Source organism: aff. Roholtiella sp. LEGE 12411, assembly GCF_015206995.1.
GTDB lineage: Bacteria > Cyanobacteriota > Cyanobacteriia > Cyanobacteriales > Nostocaceae > Komarekiella.
This window is the reverse complement of sequence record NZ_JADEXR010000023.1, coordinates 1-23,166: the sequence shown is the minus strand read 5'-3', so window position 1 is coordinate 23,166 and position 23,166 is coordinate 1. Positions and strand designations below refer to the sequence as shown.

Below are 23,166 nucleotides of genomic sequence, written 5' to 3'. Positions count from 1 at the left end.
GCGTTAAAAATATGACACTTGCGTAAGTCCTGTATTACTCTACTCCTGACTTGCACCAGCAGGGGGTGCAGTTGGCTGTGATTGGGGTTGTGGGCGCAAGCGGCGTAGTAACCTGTTTTGGCTATTATCCTCTCTTTTGCGCCGCCGTCGATTTGTGGTTGCTTGTGGCTTTTGTGATGAATCACCAGACACTCGCTGACGGCGGATGCTGCGTAAAGACTCTCTGGCATTTCCCTGAGTGGGAGTTGTCCGACGAGGTTCAGATGCTGAACCTGCGGCAGTATTTTCTCCTCTTGGACGGCGTATCTGAGGGGTAACTCTAGATTCTGCTGGTCTTTCGGGGGGAACATCTGTAATTGTAGGTGTTAGCGATCGCCTGCGTCTGCGAGTTGTGTTGGTATCGGTGTTTGAAGTCGCTGTTTGCTGGTTTGTTTCTTGCGCTTCTCTGCGTTTTTTCTGTTCTTGGGCTTGGCGGTGTCGCCGTGAGCCTTGTATGGCATATTCAGTTGCGATCGACACTCCTTGTCTACCACCAGATGCGGGTTTTAATTTCCAGTTACGTGCTTGTCTCAGGGTTTCTTCATCCAAGTCGCGGTTTCCACTGGATTTAGCAACTCGTACATTGGTAACATTACCTTTATCATCAGTATCAACAGCTACCTCTACTCTTCCTTCTATTCCTCGTCGTCTTGCTGCCTCTGGATACTTAGCAGCGCATTCACGACAAGCTGCACGACCATTACCAGTATTACCAGTACCTGAATTATTGATTTTTGGAGGTGTTGGTGTTGTCGGTGCTGTCACTACTGGCGAACGGTTTCCTGATTGATTGCCCGTACCAGTACCTACACTAGTACCTATACCAGTGCTGACGCCTCTAACAGTACCTATGCCCGTACCTCTACTTGTGCCTGTATTTAAAGCAACCCCAGAACCAGAGTTGCTAAGGTTATTTAATGGAACTGTATTATTACTGCCACCTAGATTTGGTTTAGAATCTCTCAGTTGGCTCAATTGCTGTCTTAAATTGTCGTTAGATGGAGTGACAGGTGCAGATTGTACAGGAACTTCTGACCTAGTAGCAACTGCCTTTGGCGGGGTATTTGTCGGCTGTGCCTTTTGTGGTATGGTCGTAACCTTTTCTGTTTGCTGTTGAACTAGCGGAGTTTTTGGGCTTTCAACAACCTTTTGTACTGGTTGACTTACTACGGGTTGTTTTTGTACAACTTCAGGCTGTTTTTTGATTTCTTCTGGAATTTCTTTGACTGGTTTTTCTGGTTCTGTAGTCGGTTCAACGATGGCCAACTCTATTGGTTCTTCTTCTAGTTGAGGTACTCGCGTCAAAAAATTACCTATGCCTGATGACAGTGCGCCGATATGCAGCGCTAGCGAGCCAATCAAACTGTAAGTCAGAAAAGACTTAAGAGCCTGAACTTCTTTAGAACGTTGCTCAACAGTGATGCCAGAAAAGCTCATAGCCTATTGCTACCTATTCTCACTAATCTAGTCATATTAGGATCTACTGGTGCAAATACGCAAGTAAAAAATTAAAATTTTTTGCGAACTGCACATTTATGATGAACATCTTTTTAATATCAGGGTTTTTGAACAATATTAATTTTTATTTAACCGAATTATTTTTTTTTATATAAAGCCAACAAATAGGTAAATAAAAATCATGACTGATTGATTTAAAAAATTTATCATTATATTTTAAATTTAATTGAGAAATTCTATCAGCCTTTCTCAAGATTCTGATAGTCTGACTATGTGTTATTGTTGGCATTTTAGAGGCACTACATGGGAATTCAAAATCTGTTTACAGCAGGTGGTGTGGTCATGTGGCCCCTGCTGGGTTTTTCAGTATTGGCAGTGGGGCTGATAATCGAGCGCGTCAGTTTTTGGGTGAGGATTAATAAACGTCAAAGCCGCGTAGTGCGAGATGTTTTAAACCTCTATCGACTCGATAACGTTGTCGGTGCAATGGATAAACTTCAGAAAAATGCAGATTTGCCACTAGCCCGCATTTTTCTTGCGGCTTTAGAATTGGAGGAGCCAAATCCGGAGGAATTTCGTTTGGCATTAGAAAGTGAATCGCAAGCTGAGATACCTTTACTCAAACGCTTTCAAAACATTCTAGAGACAATTATCGGTTTGGCTCCACTGTTGGGTCTTCTGGGAACTGTGTTAGGATTGATTGCCTCTTTTGCTTCCTTAAACCTTGGTGATGTGGGAGGTACTAAAACAGCAGGTGTCACATCCGGGATTAGTGAAGCTTTAGTATCAACAGCATCAGGATTGATCGTTGCTATATTTACACTCCTATTTGCTAACACTTTCCGGGGATTGTACCAACGCCAAATAGCACTGATTCAGGAGTATGGGGGACAACTCGAATTACTCTACCGCCGTCGTTATGAACGAGGAGAAAAAACTTATGCGTCTACCAGATGAACCTGATTTGCCACCACAGATTAATATTGTGCCGATGATTGACGTGATATTTGCAATTTTGACATTTTTTATCATGTCAACTCTATTTTTAACGCGCTCAGAAGGATTGCCAGTAAATTTACCGAAAGCAGCTACGGCAAAACAACAACAAGTTCCGACTAAAATCACCGTCACGGTTGATGATAAAGGACAGATTAGCCTCAATCGTCAACCTGTTGCAATTGATAATTTGACACAGCAAGTACGTGCTCTAGTCGGTTCTAACTCAGAAGTTTTAGTGATTATTAATGCCGATGAAAAAGTCGGTTATGGCGAGGTAGTGACGGTAATGGATCGGGTACGTCAAGTTGAGGGAGCAAAATTAGCGATCGCCACCCAAAAACCATAATGTAAATATTAGCTGATAAAAAATGATTGTCGGGCGATTGTGTTAGCGATCGCCCACATTTAGCTTATGCTGCTGGCGCTCGCATCTGTAATTCTTCGGCTATGCTTTTCAATAATACCACTTGCTCTGAGTGTATAAAGAAATGTGCGCCGTTAAACATCTGTAATGAGAAAGCTGCGATCGTTTGCTCCCGCCATGCTTGCAAAGCCTCATAACTAACTTCTTGGTCTTGTAAACCACCAAAAACAGTAATCGGGCATTCCAACGGCGGTTCCTGAGCATATACATAGGTTTCCACAATTGCAAAGTCTGCTCGCAGAATTGGCAAAAACAGTTCCATCAATGCCTGATTTTCTAGCACTGCTTTAGGTGTACCGTTGAAATTACGAAGTTTCTCCAACAACTCAGGCTCTGATAATGTGTGGAGAGGTGATTTTGTTAACGGGATTTGCGGAGCAAGGCGAGCAGATATAAAGAGGTGAAATGGAGTCAGACTATACTTGGAGCGTAGTAGACGGGTCAACTCGAAGCTAATTAGTCCACCCATACTGTGACCAAACAAAGCGAATGGCTTATCTAAGTATGGTACAAGCTCTGATGCGATCGCATTTACAAGTGGCTCTAACCGCGTCAAGGGAAGCAACTTCATCAGAGATCCCCGTCCCGGAAGTTCCACAGCACAGACTTCGACAGTTCCAGGTAAACTCTTAGACCAGGTACGAAAAATTGAAGCGCTACCACCAGCATAAGGGAAACAGAATAAACGCAAATTTGCTTGAGGATTAGGCTGACGACAAGTAAGCCAATTGAAGAGTGGTCTAGTTGTCATAATGGAACTTAGATGTTAATAACACGAGCCTGCTGGAATCATTAAGTATATCCACGAGCATCTGATGACAGAAATTAAAGAAATTAACCTTGGGCAACGCCATTAACGTTTAACAATTTTGATTCTTCAGTACTTACTATAGTAATCCGATTTGATTCGTGAACTGACTCGTCGCAATCGCTATAATTCAGGACTTACGCAAGTGTCATATTTTTAACGCCAGAGGTTGTCCAGAGTCAAAGGTCAAAAGTCCAAAAAACCTTGACCCTTGACCGAATGGCACTAAGAAAAGATACAGCCCTTGCTCTGACTGGTCTGACTGGTTAAGAGCCTGGGGGCTGGGAACCCATTCTGGGAGGCTCTGCCTCCACTAGCTTGACAAGAGGCAGAGCCTCTTTAAACACATTCCCAGCCTGGGGGCTGGGAACGAGACGACACAAGCCTTTGGGCTTTTCTTAGTGCCATTCACCCTTGACCCTTGACTCTTATACCAGAAGCCTTGTGTGCCAGTTGCGTAAGTCCTATAATTGTTTGGAGTGCATATTTGTCAGGCAAAAAAAGCGACTGCCGTCGGCAACCGCTTTCTAATCCTCATAATGATTATTATTTTTACTGTTTGTATACTTTATTTCCTGCAAGTCCCTTAAGCAAGCTTTTAATACAACGACTTAATCCACTGCCATTCCTGAATTAACCCCTCTGTTAGAGAAACTTGCGGCTGATACCCCAGAATTTTCTGTGCTTTAGATACATCAGCAGCTGTATGACGAGCGTCTCCCATTGCCTTTTCTATGTGGTTCGTTTTGATTGGTTTGCCGACAATTTCCTCAATTGTGTCCAATACTTCTGCTAAAACCACCCTGCTACCACCGCCGATGTTAAAAATTTCCCCGATAGCTTGGGGTACGATGGCGGCGGCCAAATTGGCGGCGATGACATCACTTACAAACGTAAACTCCCGTGTTTGCTGTCCATCGCCGTAAATAGGAATTGCTTCATTCTGCAAAATGGATTTAAAAAATTTATGAAATGCCATATCTGGGCGCTGCTTGGGGCCATAAACTGTGAAATAGCGCAATAATACACAAGGCACGCCAAAATTCTTGTGATATTGTCCGCACAATAGCTCAGCCGCTAGCTTAGTGATGCCGTAAGGAGAAACTGGTTGGGGACAAATTCCCTCGTGGGTAGGTAATGTTTCCGCGTCACCATATACACTCGATGAAGAGGCAAACACTAGCCTTTTGAGGTTTTTAGCATCTTTTGCAGCTTCCAGCAAAACTTGTGTAGCGTTAATATTGCGTTCGGTGTAACCTCGAAAAGATCGACCCCAACTCGCTCTTACACCTGCCTGTGCAGCCTGATGGTAAACTATATCAACATCTTTTAAGAGTGTCTGCCAATCTAAAAATTGCATATCTCCTTCGATTAATGTAAAGCCAGGCAACCAATGTAAGTGTGCGACATTTTTACGCTTTAACATCGGATCGTAGTAATCATTAAATTCATCAATCCCAATGACTTCTTGCCCTTGTTCCAACAATGTTTCTATAAGCTGAGAACCGATAAATCCTGCGGCTCCAGTGACAATAACTTTAACCATGTCCCTTACTTTTTTGATATTTTATTAATCACAATACTAACAGGTTAATACTTGCGATCAATATCGTCATTAGTTGATGATTGTTTTTTGAAAAATCATTTTAGCCTTGGAAAAAGCTCATAGCAAATACTTAAATATGTAATTAATTATAAAAAAGCATCAGTATTTATATTGAGTGGTTGCTATTAATAAAAATTAGAAATGTGTTGTTTATGGAAGTTAAATATTCAAAGTAAATACAGCATATATTGAAGAATTAAAGCAATAGGGTAAATTAAAGTTATGGGATGTTTGATAAATAAAATAGGAAAGAGTTTTCCCTACACCCAGTCCCCTTTCTCCAATCCAACCCATCAGTTTCTACAACTGAACGCAACTTCTTATCAGTCAGGGGGGCTTGCATAAGTATAAGAATTGGTGAAAAATTGATCCGCGAGTGGCTATAAGGCATTCTCGTTTCGCAAGGGACGCACGAGGAAATCAGTGAAAGTTTTAGTTGTCGGTAATGGGGGGCGCGAACACGCTCTGGTATGGAAACTGTTGCAATCCAAGCAAATTGAGCAGATTGTCTGTGTACCTGGGAATGGAGGTACAGCAATCATGGAACGTTGTCAGAACTTGCCTTTGGCGGTAGATGATTTTGAAGGCATGAGCCAATATGCTTTGAAAAATGGCATTTCTCTAGTAGTAGTTGGACCAGAAGTGCCTTTAGCTAAGGGAATCACCGACTACCTCCAAGCCAAGGGACTGATGGTATTTGGCCCAGTAAAAGCAGGAGCGCAGATTGAGGCGAGTAAAGCTTGGGCAAAAGCCTTAATGCAGGAGGCGAAAATTCCGACGGCACAGTTTGCGGTATTTACGGAGGCAGTAGCAGCAAAATCTTATGTGAAAGCTAGAGGTACACCGATTGTCGTCAAAGCTGATGGCTTGGCGGCTGGGAAGGGTGTAACAGTTGCCGAAACCGTGGAACAAGCCCAGAGTGCCATTGATGCCATTTTCCAGGGACAGTTTGGCAGTGCTGGTCAATTTGTCGTCATTGAAGAATGTTTGATTGGGCAAGAAGTATCAGTTTTAGCATTGACGGATGGGTTAACGATTCGGCCTTTGTTGCCAGCTCAAGATCATAAGCGAATTGGCGAGGGCGATACGGGCGAAAATACTGGCGGGATGGGAGCATACAGCCCAGCACCCATAGCTACGCCAGAGTTGATGGCACGCGTTCAAACAGAAGTATTAGATAAGGCGATCGCCACTCTTCGAGCTAAGGGCATTGACTACCGAGGTGTGCTGTATGCTGGGTTGATGATTGCACCCGATGGCAATTTTAAAGTTCTAGAATTTAACTGTCGTTTCGGCGATCCAGAAACGCAGGTTATTTTGCCACTATTAGCAACACCCCTAGAAGAATTGATTTTGGCTTGCGTACAACAGCGGTTAGGCGAATTGCCGCCCATAGCTTGGAAAGAGGGAGCATCTGCCACCGTCGTTGCTGCATCAGGCGGTTATCCAGGCGAATACGAGAAAGGTCAGGTGATTACTGGCATTCCAGAGGCAGAGGCAGCAGGAGTAACTGTATTTCATGCTGGTACGAAGTTGAACCAACAACAAGTAGTAACCGACGGGGGTAGAGTGTTAAATGTGACTGGGGTAGGAGAAAATTTGGAGCAAGCGATCGCCCAAGCATACGCCGGAATTAAACATATTCAGTTTGAGGGGATATATTACCGTAAAGATATCGGTTACAGAGTAGCAAATGGGAAGCAGTGAGCATTACATTAAAAATCAAGAAGACTGCCAACACCACGACGGCACGTTTAAGAACATCGGTAAGTAATTTCTCTTTATTCCCCAGAGGTTGTTTCTAATACTCAACCAATTCCCACCATTCCTGAAGCCACGGTAAAATTAAAGTAAACATCTGTACTAAACGAAAAAAGGCATTACAGGCAGATTTGGTCGGGAGGGTGAACAATGTCTGGTGGTCTTTCTCATCTGGTCGACGCTACGTGAACGGATGGCGTTCTTACTGGCGCTGGTTTGCGTAGCGTAACGCGTCTACGCATAAGCCACCAGTCGAAAAGATGGGGTTCAATGCCTTAATCCTCAACTGGATATTAACTTCGATGGTTGAAACAAGGTAAATTCGTTAAAACTACCTTAAGATATCCCCTCCTGCCCCCGCATCTCCTATTCCCTCATCTCTCAATTAACATGTTTATCGAATTAACTGTTAATTTTTTAGTTGTTGCGGTTTATAACAAAAACTACTAACAACTTATTTGAAATGCTAGCTCTGTTAAAAACAATCCGAGAAGCGATCGCCAATTGGTGGTCAGAATTCACCCTCCAAACCAAGCTGTTAGCCGTCGCCACAATGGTAGTTTCGTTGGTGATGAGCGGTCTTACCTTCTGGGCGGTGAACACAATTCAGCAGGATGCCCGTCTGAATGATACCCGTTTCGGTCGTGACCTAGGACTGCTGCTTGCTGCCAATGTTGCCCCCCTAATTGCTGACCACAATCTCACTGAGGTTGCTCAATTTTCGCAACGCTTCTATAGCAGCACCTCTAGTGTGCGTTATATGCTCTACGCTGACGAAACTGGAGAAATCTTTTTTGGGATTCCTTTTTGGGACGCGCAGGTAGAAAATTCCCTCACCATTGAGCGACGAATACAACTACCAGAAGATTACCCTAGTGATGGGGACAAGCCGATGGTGCGGCAACACATGACCCCCGATGGGGTAGTCACCGATGTGTTTGTTCCCCTAATTGTCAATCAAAAATACTTAGGTGTATTAGCGATCGGCATCAATCCCAATCAGACTGCTGTTATATCCACCAATTTCACCCGCGATGTTACCATTGCCGTTTTTATCACGATTTGGGTAATGGTGATTTTGGCAGGAGTGATTAACGCTTTAACCATCACTAAGCCAATTAAAGAACTACTAGTAGGGGTAAAACAAATTGCTAGCGGTAACTTCAAACAACGCATTGATTTACCTCTAGGGGGCGAACTAGGAGAGCTAATTTTAAGCTTTAATGACATGGCGGAGCGCTTGGAAAGCTATGACGAGCAAAATATTGAGGAAATTACCGCAGAAAAAGCCAAGTTAGAAACCTTAGTTTCAACGATCGCCGATGGTGCTGTACTGATTGACAACAATATGCAGGTGATTTTAGTCAATCCCACAGCAGAGCGAATTTTTGGCTGGGAAGCCACTAAAGTGGTAGGTAGCAATGTTTTGCATCACTTACCCTCAGCAGTACAAATGGAAATTACTCGTCCTTTGTACGAAATGGCCGCAGGCGAGTGTGAAAGCGCGGAATTCCGCATTTTTCTTAACCAACCCACCAAGCGTACAATCCGTATTCTCTTAACTACAGTACTCAACCTACAACGGGAAAGCATCAAAGGCATTGCTATTACTGTGCAAGATATAACCCGCGAGGTAGAACTCAACGACGCAAAAAGCCAGTTTATCAGCAACGTTTCTCATGAACTGCGAACGCCTTTATTTAACATCAAAACCTACATAGAAACTCTGCACGACTACGGCGAAGATTTGGGTTTAGAAGAACGACAAGAATTTCTGCAAACTGTGAATCATGAAACCGATCGCCTAACCCGCCTAGTTAACGATGTTTTAGATTTGTCAAAACTCGAATCTGGTCGCAACTACAGTTTTGATGGAGTTGATTTAGCACAAGCGATCGAGCAAACACTCCGTACTTACCAGCTCAATGCTAAGGATAAAGGTGTTGAACTAATTCAGGAAGTCGCTCCAAATTTGCCGCTAGTATTAGGTAATTATGATTTGTTGGTACAAGTGTTTGGTAATCTGATCGGTAATGCTCTCAAGTTCACCACCGCAGGCGGTAAAGTTGCAATCCGCGCCTACCAGCTAGATTCCAAACCTAATTCCTCTGGAACACTACGCGAACACAATCAGCCTTCTCAAGTGCGGATTGAAATCTCCGATACTGGGATTGGCATCGCCACAGAAGACCAACACTCCATTTTTGAGCGCTTCTTCCGCGTTGAAAACCGAGTTCACACCTTAGAAGGCACAGGCTTGGGTTTATCGATTGTGAGAAATATCATCGACAGACATCGTAGTAAAGTCCATTTGGTGAGTGAAGTTGGTATTGGTACTACTTTTTGGTTCCACTTAACCGTCTTTGATGAACAAATACCACCGAAGCTGGTTGATCTGACTATTGAAACACCCAAAATTGCAACAGCCTGAAGGCTATAGCTAAATGGACTTTACTCTTGACTATAACTTTATTTATTGCTTGGGTGTAGCCTCACCAAACTTAATTAAAAGAGCGATCGCAATACTTACAACTAGAATTAACGTCATACTCAAAGCTGAACCAAATCCCCAATTTTGAGTAGCTCCCAAAAACTGATTATAAACTAACCGCGCTGCCGTCATACTAGAAGCACCACCAAGTAATTCTGGGTCGATAAAATCTCCCAAGCCTGTGATGAATACAAGCATGGAACCAGCAGCAATTCCAGTCCCAATTTGGGGGACAGTTACTTGCCAAAAGGCTTCCAATGGATTTGCACCTAAATCAGCTGCTGCTTCTAGTAATCGCTTGTCTAGTTTTTCAAGAGAGGCATATAAAATTAAGACCATATAAGGTAGTAAGCCGTAGCTCATACCAATTAATACAGCTGGAATTCGGTTAAGTAATTCCAGAGTAGGTAAGCCTAAATTAGTTAGCAAACTGTTCAACAAACCAGTAGGACGAAGAATTGTTATCCAAGCATAGGAGCGCAGTAATGAAGAAGTCCACAAAGGTAAGACGAAACCTAATATTAGCAAGTTTCGCCAATGCTTCGGTGCTATCTGAGCAATCCAATAAGCAACAGGAAAACCCAAGATTAAACAAATGATTGTAGTGTTAAACGCTAAAAAGAACGATCGCCAAATTACTTGTAAGTAAAGAGGGTCAAGTATGCGGATATAGTTTTTGAATCCACTAGGGTTGACTACATCCCCAGGTCGAATATCCGGTACTAAACTCAACTCAAAAATTATCAATGTTGGCAGCACTAACAAAAGTAATAACCAAATCCCAGATGGTGCAAGTAATGCCAACGGCTGTAGCCAGTTTCTTTGTGGACAGTGCAATTTTGCTCCTTCAGCAATATCATCTGGAGACTTTAGTTGAGATTGACGAATTTGATTAGACACAATCCTGATTTATTATTTATAAGTTAGAAATTAATACTTTGACCACTGATATAGATGCCATTAATTGCGTCTATATTTTTGACTTTTTAACTACTAGTTAATTTAGTCCAATAACGATCATAAACCTCATTAAATTGTCCTAAAGGAGTAATACGTTCGCAATTTTCTAAAAGCCACTTGGGAGGAAATAAATTGATATTATCTTTTACTTGCTTTGATAATTGCTCGAATCCGGCACTATTAGGCGTAGCAATGTTCAGGCGTTCGCTAATTTGGGCTGCTACTTCTGGTTGGAGAATTAAGTTAATCCAGGCATAGGCTCCAGAGGGGTTAGGGGCTGTTTTAGGAATTACAATAGTGTCAGTCCATAGGGAAGAACCACTACGAGGAATTACATATTTTAGTTGAGGATTTTCTTGAGAAATTCTCACCGCATCAGCTGAATAACACATTGCCAATAATAAATCTCCTGCCAGAATTTGATTTTGCCAAGCATCTGTATCAAAAGCTGCGATCGCGGGTTTTAATACCTTCAATTTCTCATAAGCTTGTTTGATTTCTGCTTCATTTTGTGAGTTGTAAGAATAACCCAGCATCCGCAACACCGCACCCATTACCTCACGAACATCATTGAGCAAGGTTATCCGCTTATTAAGCTGCTCCTGGTTTTGCCAGAGATATTCCCAATCTTCTGGTGGGGTTTTAATTTTTTCTGAGTTGTAAAGTAAACCTGTTGTCCCCCAATTGAAAGGGATACTGTAGCGATTATTGGGATCATAACTAGGATTAATAAACTGTGGGAATAAATTCTCTAACCCGACTAAGCGATCGTGATTTATTTCTGCTAATAAACCTTTATCAATCATCTTCTGCACCATGTAGTCGGATGGGTAGATAATACTATAAGTCCCACCACCTCCAGCTTGAAATTTAGCCAGCATGACATCATTGGAATCATACACATCTGCGAGCACTTTCATGCCAGTCTGAGCACTAAAGGTTTTTAGTAATTGTTTGTCAGTATATTGCGTCCAAGTATAGATATAAAGTAGGTCACGTTGTTCAGAAATAGTAGAATTAGCTCGCACATCAGCTAGCCTCCAGCCACAACCAGTTAAAGAAAGGCTAGAAAGCGCTGCTACTTTTTTTAAGAATTGTCGTCTGTTAGTCATTTGTCAAGGGTCATTTGTCAAGGGTCAAGGGTCAAGGGTCATTTGTCAAGGGTCAAGGGTCAAGGGTCAAGGGTCAAGGGTTATTCTTTTTCTGAGACATTACCAATAGATTTGAGATATGAATTTAATTGGGGTTTAAGTTCATCAATTATTAATTTGAGTTTATCTACTTGCTCAGCTGTTAATAAATTACGCATATAAGCTCGCCTTAACCAATGTTGAGTTTCGTTTAAAGAACCTCTTGCTATTCTGACGAATCTTTTGTTGTCTTGATAACTGCCTCTACCAACACCTTCCGCTATATTTGCCCCAACACTATCTGCTGAACGCACCATCTGTGTACCCATAGTATTTTTGGCAAACATATCCCATCCGTCAACTATTTTCCAGATTTCATCAGCTAATTTTTCTGCCAATTTATAAACCCGTAATTCTTGAAAATACCTACTAGATATCTATTGAGTATAAATCCTTAACCCTTGACTATTGACCCTTGACTATTGACCCTTGACCCTTGACCCTTGACTATTGACTATTGACTATTGACCCTTGACTATTGACTAATCGCTAAACAATCAGTTTCTGCCCACCAAGCATAGATGGGTGTATCGCGGTCTGGTAAACTACCAAAAGTATTGGGTTGTAAAACATTAATGCTGATACCGTTTGTTAATTCCACAACGTAATTAACATGAGTGCCTAAATACATAACGTTGACTAACCGTCCTTCAAAGCAGTTAGCAGATAAATTAGGTGGATAAAGCGAAAGCTGTATTTTTTCTGGGCGCAGGCTTACTACTACTGTTTGAGATAATTCAGTTGGTGTATCTTCAGCACGGCTGATGACAATTGAGAGTCCCGTTTTCGTCAAAATTTGGACGTTAGAGGATTCTACTGCAACGATTTCACCGCTGAATAAATTAGTATCGCCAATAAAATCAGCAACAAAGGATGTCTGGGGACGCTCGTAAATTTGCTTAGGAGTGCCAACTTGCTCAATTTTGCCTTGATTCATCACGGCAATGCGATCGCTCAATGATAGTGCTTCTTCCTGGTCGTGTGTCACCATGACAAAGGTCAATCCCAGGTCTTTGTGTAAATTGGATAACTCGACCTGCATTTCTTTACGTAGTTTTAAATCTAACGCTCCTAATGGTTCATCCAGCAGGACGACGGTGGGACGATTGACTAGGGCCCTTGCCAAAGCAACCCTTTGCTGTTGACCACCGGAAAGTTGATTGGGAAAGCGCGATCGCAAACTTTCCATTTTCACCAGCTTTAAAGCTTCTTGGACTCTACTTGCAATTTCCGATTTGTGTATTTTTTTTAACCGCAGTCCAAAAGCAATGTTATCCCACACATTTAGGTGATTAAACAGAGCATAACTTTGAAATACAGTATTGACGGGTCGGCGGTAAGGGGGCACATTAGTCATAGACTGACCCTGGATCAAAATTTTACCAGCGTCAGCCTTTTCAAACCCAGCAATTAAACGTAGTGTAGTGGTCTTGCCACAACCGGAAGGGCCTAGAATACTAAAAAATTCACCTTGTCTAACATCCAAGTCTACTCCGTGTACTGCTGGTTCTTGGTTAAAAAACTTGAATACATTACGCAGTTCAACATCAAGTGGCTGAAAGGTCGTTATCCCCCTTTGATTCTGCATGATAGGTTGAGCCATAATCTTCAGTAGAATGCCGTGATATTACGCGATTTTGATCATTGATGTAGTCCCTTAGGCAAACTAAGTTACCATACTTTGGTTTATTGTATCCGGCAAAAACAATTGATCAAAAATATGCTCGCTCCATTATTCCAATCTCAATACGAGAATATTTTAGTTTAATTATATACAAACAATACGGATGTCAAAATCACTCTTTGTCTTATACCAATTCTCTAGAGAAAGATTACATGCAATGCAAAAACTCCTTTTTAATGACAGAGATAGATTTAGAGCGCAGGCCCTATTCCTTGGTGAGGAGATTAATCTACAGACATTAGAAAATTACGTTTGCTTGGCGACAATGCCACTAATGGTTACAGTAGGTAAACACGGCTGTGCCGTGCTGCTGGGCTATGGTGCAGTTGTCTTGTTTAACCTTGAGCCTGTGGAAAAAGTAGCCTTCTTCAGCGAACTATCCTCTCAAGTTAGTGAATCTTTTGCCAACCCGGAGACGGAAGAGGTGGAAGTTCATCTCAACCTGACGGAGAGTGAGCGAGTCAAAGAAGGAAAAATTTTGCTGCATGAATTTAGTATTGAACGCTTGCAGATAGTGGCTGATATTCTCGCTAAGAGTGTTGTGCTGTCTCATTATGAAACTAGTCTAGCCACTGTTTTTGATCAAATTGAACCGTTTGCAGCTAGTCTCCAGCGCGAAAACAGGAGTAGACGCCAAAGTCGAGAATTGCTGCGTCAACTTGGGACTACCCTGTTAGTTCAACATAAAATTGTGGGCCGAGTAGAGATCATCGACAAACCGGAGTTGCTCTGGGAATCCCCACAGCTAGAAAATTTATATCTGCGTTTGGAGGATGAATACGAAATTCGTGAGCGTCACAATGCCCTGGAACGCAAATTAGAGCTAATTTCCCAAACTGCACAAACGGTGCTGGAGTTTATGCAGCATAGCAGTAGTCAGCGTGTAGAGTGGTATGTGGTGATTCTAATTGTGGTGGAGATTCTGCTGTCACTGTACGACATCATTTTCAAAGGCTAACGCTAAATTTGGAGATCGTAAGCATGATTACTCCTGGCATTCACGCTTTCAAAATGTCCTAATTGTATGAGCTATATCAGCCATCATTTACAGAATTTAAACATGTATGCGTTATTAACTCATCCTATTAATAACAGTAAATGTATCTTGTGAAGATATCTTATTACTTCTGAAGATAGATAAATTTACCGCGCCAAAAAATATATATAGTTAATATATATAGGATTCCTATTTGATTTTTGAAAGAACTGCGTACACCTCTAACTCCCTTTTTTACCATTTCCTATCCCCTATCCCCCATTCCCTGTCTCTACAAGTCAGTTCACGAATCAAATCGAATTACTATAGTTTCATAGTCTGCGAAAATAAAAATTTATCAATGTTTATCTGTAAATTAGCCAATAAATTGAAATAAATGGTCTTATTTAAGAGTTCTCACATAAATTATTCTATGTAAAGAATCATAAGTCATATTTTAACGATATTCGTAGTTTCTATCCAACATTTGACACATATTGAGCAGTATATTTATAGACAAGAGACCAATGAAACAGCTAGCAAAAATATTATACAGTAGATTTTTGCACGGACTTCAGCAAATATTAGAAACCATCCTCCATAAGTCAAATCCAAGTGAAACTAAGATTACTGAAGATGAAGATTTTCTCAACTATCCAACTGCTCAACTAAAAAAGCAAATTCCTTTTCAAGTCACATTTAAGAAAGATATTCCAAAGTCAATATTAAGTTATCACCAGTCTTCAGGAAAACCCCAGCAATTCAAAAAAGCTTCATTGTTTCCTGATGGTAAGACTAATATTGCTGCATTATCTCTCATTTTGCATGGAGTTGCTGATGTCTTATCTCAAAAGATGAATCTGTCATGGAAAGCTGGAGTAAGTAGTACTTTCAGCTATGAAAAAGAAGTTGAAGGCACAACAGGAAAAATCTTTTACTATGTAACGGATAATCCAGAAAACCCACAACCAGAGGCTTTAGCTGAAGAAACGGCCCTAGTTGTTATAGATCAATTCGATCCTAGAGCGTGTGCTATTCATCTGATTTACTGTGCCTTAGTAGCCAACTTAGACCAACCTTGGGAAGGCAATTTTGTAATTGATGATAGGCAACTACTGGAATATACAGGACTTGTCAAACGCAGGGATTTATGTAAACACGAAAAACTGAGTATTTTGTACCAATTGTTGCGGCAACCTGCTCAAATATTAGCTTATATTACATGGTCAAAACGGGGAAAAAGAGGAAACTTTAGTGTTGCTGATTTAAGGATTTGGGACGTTAGTATAATTAGAGATTTTAAAACAGATAAAGCTGGCAATAGCAAGCTGGTGGGCTTAAAAGTAATAGGTCAACCTGGAGCGTGGACAAAATACTTTCTCAACAAATCTAATTACTACAGCAATACTGGAATTATCACAAAGAAAACCGTACAAAAACTATTTAGTATTGGCAAACAAAATGCTGGTGCGGCTAGAATACTAGTTTGGCTAACTTTCCAAATTCAACCAGGATATCAGAATTATGTGATGGGCAAAACTCTTATGGAGATTGCTTATGGCGCAGACAAAGTATCAACAGTAGAGCGAGACAACCAGTTGAGACGGCAAATGGCTGATGATTTTGAAACTGACTTGAAAGTTGTTAAGGAAGCAGGATGGGAAGCAGATCTGCAAACAGAAGCAGCTTGGTTAATCAGTAGCGATGTCTGTCTTGAAGAGTTGAGAACAGCGGAAACCGCCGCAAGGCGACAGGAAGGTACTGGCTCGACTTTTCGCTACGACGGGCGTAAATGCAGCACTAAAAGACCAATAGGTTACTGGAATGAATTACTAAATACTAAATGGCATTTTCATGTACCAGCAGAAGTAGAGGAATGCTTGCGTCTAAACTCGAATCAGCCAAGCCCAAACAATATTCAGCCTCCAACAGGTAATGTTATTAGAGAGGCTAGAAAAACAAAAGGCTGGTCTAGGGCATTTTTTGCAGCAACAATGGGTAAAAGTATTTCTTGGGTTGATGCAGTAGAGACGGGTACACGTAAGGTTTCGCAGAAGGATATGCCTAAGTTGCTCAATATATTGGAACTACAACTGATTTCCTGAGACAGCTAATCTAATAATCTAAATCTGGTTCAACACCGAGCAATAGCAATTGTGCTATCAACCTTTGTGTCCTTTGTCTCCTGTCTTTTAACTACTCTACCAAGAGCGTATTGCAATAATCAGAAGCGATCGCAATGGCAACAATTGCGAGAAACTGAAAGCAGATCAATTAGGAAAGGAGAACCTAATGAGCTGGACTAAAGTTCTTGCAGTTGAAGCGCTTTCCCCAGGTGCGCGACAAGTGGTAAAAGTTGGCAACCAGAATATACTGCTTTTGAACCACGAAAATCAGTTTTATGCTGTAAATAGCTCTTGTCCTCACTTAAATTTGCCTTTGAAAAAGGGTAAAATCAATGAAACAGGAGCGATCGTTTGTCCCTTTCATCGTAGTGCTTACGACTTGCGTACTGGTGAAGTACAAACCTGGTGTCCCTGGCCACCTGGTGTAGGTAAGGTACTCTCGTTGGTTTCACAAGAAAAAACATTGCCAGTGTTTCCTGTTCGTGTGGAAGAAGGCAGTATCTGGATTGATTTGCAAGAGGAATAGTAGCAGCCTCTGAATTATGGCAGGTAGGGAGAGTGGGGGCTAGGGCAGAGTGAGAGAGTGGAGGAAGAGAATAATTAATGTCCCTTGACCCTTGTATAGACGCGTAGACGCTCCAAGAGCGATGGCGGTTCTCGTCATTAGCGCAGCGTGAAGCCTTCTCTACCAGAGGCTGCACAAGACGCTACTTTGTAGCTTGCTTAAACGTAGGGGTACGCTTAGAGCGAGTCTTGTCTACGACACGCTCTTGCGAACGAGCGTCACCCCGAACAAGAGAATAATCGCGTCTATACTCCTGAATCCTATTTCAACACACAACTTAAATATTAATTAGCTTATGAGTGAAGAACCACTAGAAACCTTACAGCAGAGAGTTAAACAGTTAGCCACCCAAGCAGTACAACAATCAAATCCATCAGCGTGGTTTGATGTTTTATATGCCAAATCTAATGGCGATGTAACTCAAATTCCTTGGGCAAAATTAACTCCGCACCCCTATCTTCAAGATTGGTTGACTACTCATAATCTTCAAGGCGAAGGACGTTCGGCGCTGGTAATTGGTTGTGGTTTGGGAGATGATGCAGAAGCTTTAGCACAGAGGGGATTTCAGGTAACTGCCTTTGATATTTCCCCTACTGCTGTTGCTTGGTGTCAACAACGATTTCCTAATTCTCCTGTCACCTACGTAGTTGCAGATTTATTGGCAGTTTCCACGCAATGGTATCAGACTTTTGACTTAGTTGTAGAATCTCGGAATATCCAAGCTTTACCCTTAAGTATACGCTCAACAGTCATTCAGTCAGTTGCCTCCGTGGTTGCAGTCGAAGGAACCTTATTGCTAATTACTCGGTTTCGGGAGATAGATGCGGAACCCGATGGCCCTCCTTGGGCTTTGTCTAACTCCGAACTTGCCCAGTTTGAGGAGTTGGGATTAGACGAAGTTAGCCGTGTTTTATTCTTTGAGTCACCTCAAACTAATATTAAGCAACTCCGGCTTGAATATCATAAGCTTTGCTTGCAGAAAACACCAAAATGAATGTGGGATGTACTGAAATAAGAAAGTGATCTCAATCAATTATTTGTATAGAAAAGATAAGGGATTGCTCATATTTTCAGCAAAACCAAGAATACCGCGATCGCGATGTTCGTAAATCAATTTACCTTGATAATCAAATAAAAAAGTTCCTCCCCTTTGTGTCAAATAAGATGAATCTGGTACATAAATATTCCAGTTGCTCAAAACTTCGGTCATGTTTCGCAGGCGCAGGGTTGCTAGTTCAAAAGGACGCTGAAAGCCTTTTCCTCCAGCAGCTTTGAAAAATGAACCTTTTATTGGTGGTAAAGGTGTATTCTTCACAACTTCCTCATCAGCAATTAACTGAGGAGCTTTTTTATCACCTTTATAACCCCGAAAAACTTCCTTCAGAGTTCCCGGACTAGCAATCCCAGCACACATTAGCATTAAATTCAGCCAAGCTTTTTGTGACGTTGATAGCATGGGAAATTGTATAGATAACCCGCGATAAAGTCCTAAAAAACCGTGAATTTCAGCATTTGTATCCACAAACAACCATTCTTGAGGAAATCCCGTATATTCACAAAACTTGATCCCAGAATTGCGGTTTCCAATTCCAATAGCGCGAATTATGATTCCTCTTGCTTCGATCTCTTCTCTTTCTCTTTGCAGCCACCAAGCGTATTCTAAATTATCAAAATCTCCCAACTGCGACCAAATAAGTACGAGCAACTTTGAAGTATTTAAGCAACCATCTAAAACGGGTTTAATCTCTCCATCACTAACTCGCAAGCGTTGAGTCTGACTCAAAATCGAGTAAATATCTGGAAAATTGGAGCTTGTTTGAGTATTCATGTAGTTAAAGAAAATTTTAGATGGATTCTGACAACAACCCTGACATATCTACATTTCCATCTTAAGTCAGAACCAAATTATCCCGGTGAATTATGGTTTCTGCACCGACATAACCCAAAATTGTGGGAATTTCCCGTGAATGACGCCCGCTAATTTTTTGCAGTTCCTTGCTGTTGTAGTTCACAAGTCCTCTGGCAATTTCTTGACCATTAGTATCACACAATTGCACGGCGTCTTGTGTATCAAACTCTCCTTCTACTGCCTTAATTCCAGCAGCTAACAAGGATTTTCCTGCTAGAGAAATGGCCGCGATCGCACCTGGATCTAAATACAATTTACCAGTAGGTACAAGACCATAAGCTATCCAGCGTTTACGCGCAGAAGTAGGTTCAGGTTGTGGTTCAAAGTGTGTACCGAGGGGTTCCCCATTTAAGATTTTTTCGATATTCCGAGGAAATCGCCCTTCAGTAATTACGGTACGCACTCCAGCAGCAATGGCAATCCGAGCAGCAGAAATTTTTGTCACCATACCGCCAGTACCCCATTGAGAGCCTTGGGAGCCTGTTTGTATCTGCAATTCTGCTAGTTCCTTCATACTACTAACTAAAGCAATCGGCTGGGCATCGGGTACGGAACGCGGATCGGCTGAATATAACCTATCTACATCGGTGAGTAAAAACAGCCAATCTGCTTCTACTATGCTGGCAACTAATGCCGAAAGGGTGTCATTGTCGCCAAATTTCAGTTCCTCTACTGCTACGGTATCATTTTCATTGACTATGGGAATCACTCCCAATCCCAGCAGTTCCTGAAAGGTGTTGTAGGCGTTGAGATAGCGGCTACGCTGCACCAAGTCGCTGCGTGTTAGCAATACTTGGGCAATTGGCTGTTGTAGGGTAGTAAATAAATCGTCATACACGCGGATTAACCTACCTTGCCCAACTGCTGCTACTGCTTGCTTTAGGGCGATCGCTTTGGGACGTTCGGTTAAGCCCAACCGCGCACAACCTACCCCCACCGCACCGGAGGAAACCAAAATCACTCTGTGTCCTTGGCGTCTCAAATAGCAAAGTGTTTCTGCTAAAGTTGCGATGGTAGAAAGTGCTAATTGTCCGCTTTCTAGTTGGGTTAGGCTAGAAGTGCCGATTTTGACAACAATTGTTTTGGGGATTGGGCATTGGGCATTGGGCATTGGACTAATGACTAATGACAAAGGACTAAAGAAATTGTAAAGCGCCAGTCCTTCTAGGGGTCAAATGAGCATCCGTGCAGAAACTTACGCGCTTGGCTGTAATCCTTACTGGATAGGTATTCTGTCAATCGATATTTTTGGCAATTGTCCGATACCTTTTTTATCAGTAAAGGTTACACGTCTTTTTGTTGGATGAAGTTTCCATCCTGATACTTTGTATTCAACAGAACGGCTATGCTTTTTAAAGCGTGGATAACTTTTCTTGCCAGGCTTTTTAGATTTGCAGTTATCAAAAAATCTATTGATAGCCCGCTCTACGTTTTCTACCGAAGCTTGGCAAGCATGGCTATTGAATTCATTAACAAATTGGTATTCAGTGCGTAACTGAGTGTTGTACTGGTAGAGTTCTTTTTTACCCACACCACGCTATTTATCCGTTAATCGGCTACTCGCTAGAGCGAACTTTTCCGTCATTACCAACATTCGGCATACCTTGTCCGACAACCATTTTCACGTTCGGTTTGCTGTTCTGGACAAACAAAAAATTTCCGTCGAGTTTATTGATTGTTTTGATATTTATCTTCCAAGTTGGTTAACCAAATATACTAAGTCGATCTACACATCTATTTTTGCAATCATTCTTATCATTACAATCTATAAAATTCTGAATTAAAAATACTGGCGGCAATAATGACTAAACAGATTTCTCTCAATACACTATGGAATTCTGCGATATCTAAAGATCGTGTATTTCATTCAGACGAATTCGCTCACCTACCAGAAGCAGCAAGACGATATCTCGAATTTGGGCAACGATTCTAGCGTTGTTTTTGGGTAGAGCTTTTTTTGTCTGGATTAATCAGCTTCTCAAGTTAAGCAAAAATCGGCTGCGTGGTGTTGATCATAATACCGTTAGTTGGGTGATTTTTCTGAGCATTGCCATCGACTTATTTTTATCACTGTTTCAATGCTTCATAACCGCAGATAAACGGTAAGATGATACGGCAATTGAACCAGATAATTCTGGCCATCTTAGAAAAATAAATCTATATGCATAGACGAGTGCCCTTCTCTTTGTTTTTAGGAGTATTAACGAGTTCTAGCTGTTTTATCTTCAGCGTAGTAGCCCAAGTCCCATCTAATTCGCAGCAGTCCTCGACTCGGAGTGAAGCTGAAGCTGCTAGTTGGTTTGAAGCCCATCGCGCCCAGCCAGCCGCTTTACGAGCATTTGTACAGCGAATGCCGAAGGGAGGAGATGTCCACAGTCATCTAAGCGGGGCTGTGTATGCAGAAGACTATCTGGAGTGGGCTGCCACTGATGGGTATTGTGTGAATCCAAAAGCGGGGGCTGTAGTTGAACCATTAGCTTGCGGTCAGGACAGTAGCTATTTTCCCGCCTCAGAATTGTTAAACCGAACATCTGTTTATGATTCCCTAATAAATCGTTGGTCTACTCGTAACCTCCAATTTGCTGGAAAATCAGGACACGACCAATTTTTTGAGGCTTTTAGTGGTTTTGGGACAATATCAGACTCTATGAGCCGTCGGGATGATATGGTCGCGTCAGTAGCAAATCGGGCAGCTTCGCAGCATATTACCTATCTAGAGTTAATGCTTACCGTTCAGGGCAGTGAGGTTCGACAGCTAGGGCGTGAAGTTGGTTGGAATAAAGATTTTGCCCAAATGCACCGCCAATTGCTCGAACGAGGATTAACCAAGCTAGTGACACTCGGCAGCCAGCAACTTGCACAGTTGGATGGCGAAGTCTCGAAAACACTCGGTTGTGGTACTCCATCGGCACAGCCTGGATGTACAGTGAAAGTGAGCTATTTGCAGCAAACGACAAGAACAAAGTCGCCCGTTGAAGTGTTTGCTCAGTTAGCTTATGCCTTTGCACTAGATTCATCGGAAGAGCGGGTAGTTGGCATCAATCTCGTCGCCCCAGAAGACAACCCGATTGCACTGCGCGACTACACCTTGCAAATGCAAATGCTGCAATTTTTGAAACGCCAATATCCCAATGTCAAGGTCGCGCTCCATGCCGGAGAGTTAACCTTGGGGTTGGTTCCGACAGAGGATTTACGTTTTCATATTCGGCAAGCTGTAGAAGTGGCACAGGCATCTCGCATCGGACATGGTGTGGATATTCTTTTTGAGGAGCGTCCCTTCGAGTTGATGGAGCAAATGCGGCGACTCGGCGTGTTGGTCGAAATCTGCCTGACCAGTAATGAGGTCATTTTGAACGTACAGGGAGATCAGCATCCTTTTAGGGAGTATTGGAAGGCTGGAGTACCAATGACCCTTGCTTCCGATGATGAAGGCATTTCCCGCATCGATTTGAGTCATGAGTATCTGTTAGCGGCAACGAGATATGGGCTGGGATATAAAGACCTCAAGCGACTGGCTCGCAATGGCTTAGAATATAGTTTCGCTGGGGGAAATAGTCTCTGGAAGTCGCCTGAGTTTAAGGCAATGGTTTCAGCTTGTGCAAGCGATACCCCTGGTGAAACCTCTGTTTCTCAAGGGTGCAGTGCCTTTTTGAACAAAAGCGATCGCGCGCAGATTCAATGGCAGCTAGAGTCGGAATTTGCTCGGTTTGAGTCATTGCAAAACTGGCTTTGATTGACTTTAGACATCTCCGAAAATGAATGTCAATACCCCATTTCTGGAGATGTCTAATTGTTAGCATTATTGATTTCTTCAAGCCGCACACTCGTGACTTCCAGTCATGAGTTAGGCGCTCTATATTATGTGTCACTTTGTGTTAAAATTGAATGATATTCAGCAAATTCAAGAAATTGTCATCCATCCAAAAAGCATTTAAAGTTACTCTCATACCCACGCATAATCAAGAAGTCTTAATCAACAAGACAATTGGTTGTGCCAGATATGTGTACAACCGCTTTTTGGCACTAAGACAAGAGTTATATACGACTGAGCAGAAAACCTTAAACTACAATGCTTGTAGTCAAAAGCTAACTATACTCAAGAAAGAAATTGAATGGTTGAAAGAAGTAGATAAGTTTGCCTTACAGAATTCACTCAAGAATTTAGAGACA

At 42.1% G+C, this 23,166-nt stretch carries 21 protein-coding genes; 11 read left to right on the top strand and 10 right to left on the bottom strand.

Annotation, left to right across the window (positions count from 1 at the left end; all coding sequences use genetic code 11):
• Window positions 1-39 precede the first annotated feature (39 nt).
• Window positions 40-1,476, bottom strand: coding sequence for an energy transducer TonB (locus IQ246_RS07770; protein ID WP_194001691.1), 1,437 nt, complete (start codon window positions 1,474-1,476; stop codon window positions 40-42).
• A 324-nt stretch (window positions 1,477-1,800) separates the two neighbouring features.
• Between IQ246_RS07770 and IQ246_RS07765 the strand changes: the two genes are divergently transcribed.
• Both IQ246_RS07765 and IQ246_RS07760 read left to right on the top strand, forming a co-directional pair.
• On the top strand, window positions 1,801-2,454 hold the full coding sequence (locus IQ246_RS07765; protein WP_194001690.1) for a MotA/TolQ/ExbB proton channel family protein: 654 nt from the start codon (window positions 1,801-1,803) through the stop codon (window positions 2,452-2,454).
• Complete coding sequence (locus IQ246_RS07760) at window positions 2,438-2,842, top strand: biopolymer transporter ExbD (RefSeq protein ID WP_194001688.1); 405 nt, start codon at window positions 2,438-2,440, stop codon at window positions 2,840-2,842. The genes IQ246_RS07765 and IQ246_RS07760 overlap by 17 nt, the downstream gene beginning before the upstream one ends.
• 64 nt (window positions 2,843-2,906) lie before the next feature.
• On the opposite strand, the gene IQ246_RS07755 is transcribed toward IQ246_RS07760, so the two are convergent.
• Together IQ246_RS07755 and IQ246_RS07750 are read right to left on the bottom strand one after the other, a co-directional pair.
• Window positions 2,907-3,671 carry a thioesterase II family protein gene (locus IQ246_RS07755; RefSeq protein ID WP_194001686.1) on the bottom strand — a complete coding sequence of 255 codons (765 nt, stop codon included), beginning with the start codon at window positions 3,669-3,671 and terminating at the stop codon, window positions 2,907-2,909.
• 655 nt (window positions 3,672-4,326) lie between these two features.
• The gene (locus IQ246_RS07750) at window positions 4,327-5,274 is read right to left on the bottom strand and encodes an NAD-dependent epimerase/dehydratase family protein (protein WP_194001684.1); all 948 of its coding nucleotides are present in this window, start codon (window positions 5,272-5,274) and stop codon (window positions 4,327-4,329) included.
• Between the two features lie 483 nt (window positions 5,275-5,757).
• Between IQ246_RS07750 and purD the strand changes: the two genes are divergently transcribed.
• Both purD and nblS read left to right on the top strand, forming a co-directional pair.
• Window positions 5,758-7,041, top strand: a complete 1,284-nt coding sequence (gene purD / locus IQ246_RS07745) for a phosphoribosylamine--glycine ligase (protein ID WP_194001682.1) — start codon at window positions 5,758-5,760, stop codon at window positions 7,039-7,041.
• A gap of 517 nt (window positions 7,042-7,558) precedes the next feature.
• Window positions 7,559-9,526, top strand: a complete 1,968-nt coding sequence (nblS, locus tag IQ246_RS07740; RefSeq protein ID WP_194001680.1) for a two-component system sensor histidine kinase NblS — start codon at window positions 7,559-7,561, stop codon at window positions 9,524-9,526.
• A gap of 42 nt (window positions 9,527-9,568) precedes the next feature.
• On the opposite strand, the gene IQ246_RS07735 is transcribed toward nblS, so the two are convergent.
• From IQ246_RS07735 to IQ246_RS07720, 4 genes are all read right to left on the bottom strand, one after another.
• Window positions 9,569-10,486 (bottom strand): ABC transporter permease, encoded by a 918-nt coding sequence (locus tag IQ246_RS07735; RefSeq protein WP_194001677.1) that lies wholly within the window; start codon window positions 10,484-10,486, stop codon window positions 9,569-9,571.
• An 86-nt stretch (window positions 10,487-10,572) separates the two neighbouring features.
• Window positions 10,573-11,658: a spermidine/putrescine ABC transporter substrate-binding protein gene (locus tag IQ246_RS07730; protein WP_194001675.1), complete on the bottom strand. Its 1,086-nt coding sequence runs from the start codon at window positions 11,656-11,658 to the stop codon at window positions 10,573-10,575.
• An 80-nt stretch (window positions 11,659-11,738) separates the two neighbouring features.
• The gene (locus tag IQ246_RS07725; RefSeq protein ID WP_194001748.1) at window positions 11,739-12,113 is read right to left on the bottom strand and encodes a four helix bundle protein; all 375 of its coding nucleotides are present in this window, start codon (window positions 12,111-12,113) and stop codon (window positions 11,739-11,741) included.
• A 98-nt stretch (window positions 12,114-12,211) separates the two neighbouring features.
• The gene (locus IQ246_RS07720; protein WP_194001673.1) at window positions 12,212-13,339 is read right to left on the bottom strand and encodes an ABC transporter ATP-binding protein; all 1,128 of its coding nucleotides are present in this window, start codon (window positions 13,337-13,339) and stop codon (window positions 12,212-12,214) included.
• Between the two features lie 238 nt (window positions 13,340-13,577).
• On the opposite strand from IQ246_RS07720, the gene IQ246_RS07715 reads away from it, so the two are divergent.
• The 4 genes from IQ246_RS07715 to IQ246_RS07700 all read left to right on the top strand — a co-directional run bounded on the left by IQ246_RS07715 (window position 13,578) and on the right by IQ246_RS07700 (window position 18,081).
• Window positions 13,578-14,378, top strand: a complete 801-nt coding sequence (locus IQ246_RS07715; protein ID WP_194001671.1) for an RMD1 family protein — start codon at window positions 13,578-13,580, stop codon at window positions 14,376-14,378.
• 545 nt (window positions 14,379-14,923) lie between these two features.
• Window positions 14,924-16,501 (top strand): helix-turn-helix transcriptional regulator, encoded by a 1,578-nt coding sequence (locus tag IQ246_RS07710; protein WP_194001670.1) that lies wholly within the window; start codon window positions 14,924-14,926, stop codon window positions 16,499-16,501.
• A gap of 187 nt (window positions 16,502-16,688) precedes the next feature.
• Window positions 16,689-17,048 (top strand): Rieske (2Fe-2S) protein, encoded by a 360-nt coding sequence (locus tag IQ246_RS07705; RefSeq protein WP_194001668.1) that lies wholly within the window; start codon window positions 16,689-16,691, stop codon window positions 17,046-17,048.
• Between the two features lie 334 nt (window positions 17,049-17,382).
• Window positions 17,383-18,081 carry a bifunctional 2-polyprenyl-6-hydroxyphenol methylase/3-demethylubiquinol 3-O-methyltransferase UbiG gene (locus tag IQ246_RS07700; protein WP_194001666.1) on the top strand — a complete coding sequence of 233 codons (699 nt, stop codon included), beginning with the start codon at window positions 17,383-17,385 and terminating at the stop codon, window positions 18,079-18,081.
• A 39-nt stretch (window positions 18,082-18,120) separates the two neighbouring features.
• Here IQ246_RS07700 and IQ246_RS07695 read toward each other — a convergent pair whose 3' ends face one another.
• The 3 genes from IQ246_RS07695 to IQ246_RS07685 all read right to left on the bottom strand — a co-directional run bounded on the left by IQ246_RS07695 (window position 18,121) and on the right by IQ246_RS07685 (window position 20,527).
• Window positions 18,121-18,915 (bottom strand): peroxiredoxin-like family protein, encoded by a 795-nt coding sequence (locus IQ246_RS07695; RefSeq protein WP_194001664.1) that lies wholly within the window; start codon window positions 18,913-18,915, stop codon window positions 18,121-18,123.
• A gap of 61 nt (window positions 18,916-18,976) precedes the next feature.
• Window positions 18,977-20,086 (bottom strand): glutamate 5-kinase, encoded by a 1,110-nt coding sequence (gene proB, locus IQ246_RS07690; protein WP_194001746.1) that lies wholly within the window; start codon window positions 20,084-20,086, stop codon window positions 18,977-18,979.
• Between the two features lie 126 nt (window positions 20,087-20,212).
• Window positions 20,213-20,527 (bottom strand): hypothetical protein, encoded by a 315-nt coding sequence (locus IQ246_RS07685; protein WP_208492064.1) that lies wholly within the window; start codon window positions 20,525-20,527, stop codon window positions 20,213-20,215.
• Between IQ246_RS07685 and IQ246_RS31225 the strand changes: the two genes are divergently transcribed.
• The 3 genes from IQ246_RS31225 to IQ246_RS07675 form a co-directional block, all read left to right on the top strand.
• Complete coding sequence (locus tag IQ246_RS31225; RefSeq protein WP_339379209.1) at window positions 20,473-20,703, top strand: DUF6064 family protein; 231 nt, start codon at window positions 20,473-20,475, stop codon at window positions 20,701-20,703. The two genes, IQ246_RS07685 and IQ246_RS31225, sit on opposite strands and share 55 nt — an antisense overlap.
• A 454-nt stretch (window positions 20,704-21,157) precedes the next feature.
• Window positions 21,158-22,729 carry an adenosine deaminase gene (locus IQ246_RS07680; RefSeq protein WP_194001663.1) on the top strand — a complete coding sequence of 524 codons (1,572 nt, stop codon included), beginning with the start codon at window positions 21,158-21,160 and terminating at the stop codon, window positions 22,727-22,729.
• A 176-nt stretch (window positions 22,730-22,905) separates the two neighbouring features.
• On the top strand, window positions 22,906-23,166 hold a 261-nt coding region (locus tag IQ246_RS07675), incomplete at its 3' end, for a helix-turn-helix domain-containing protein (RefSeq protein WP_244141957.1).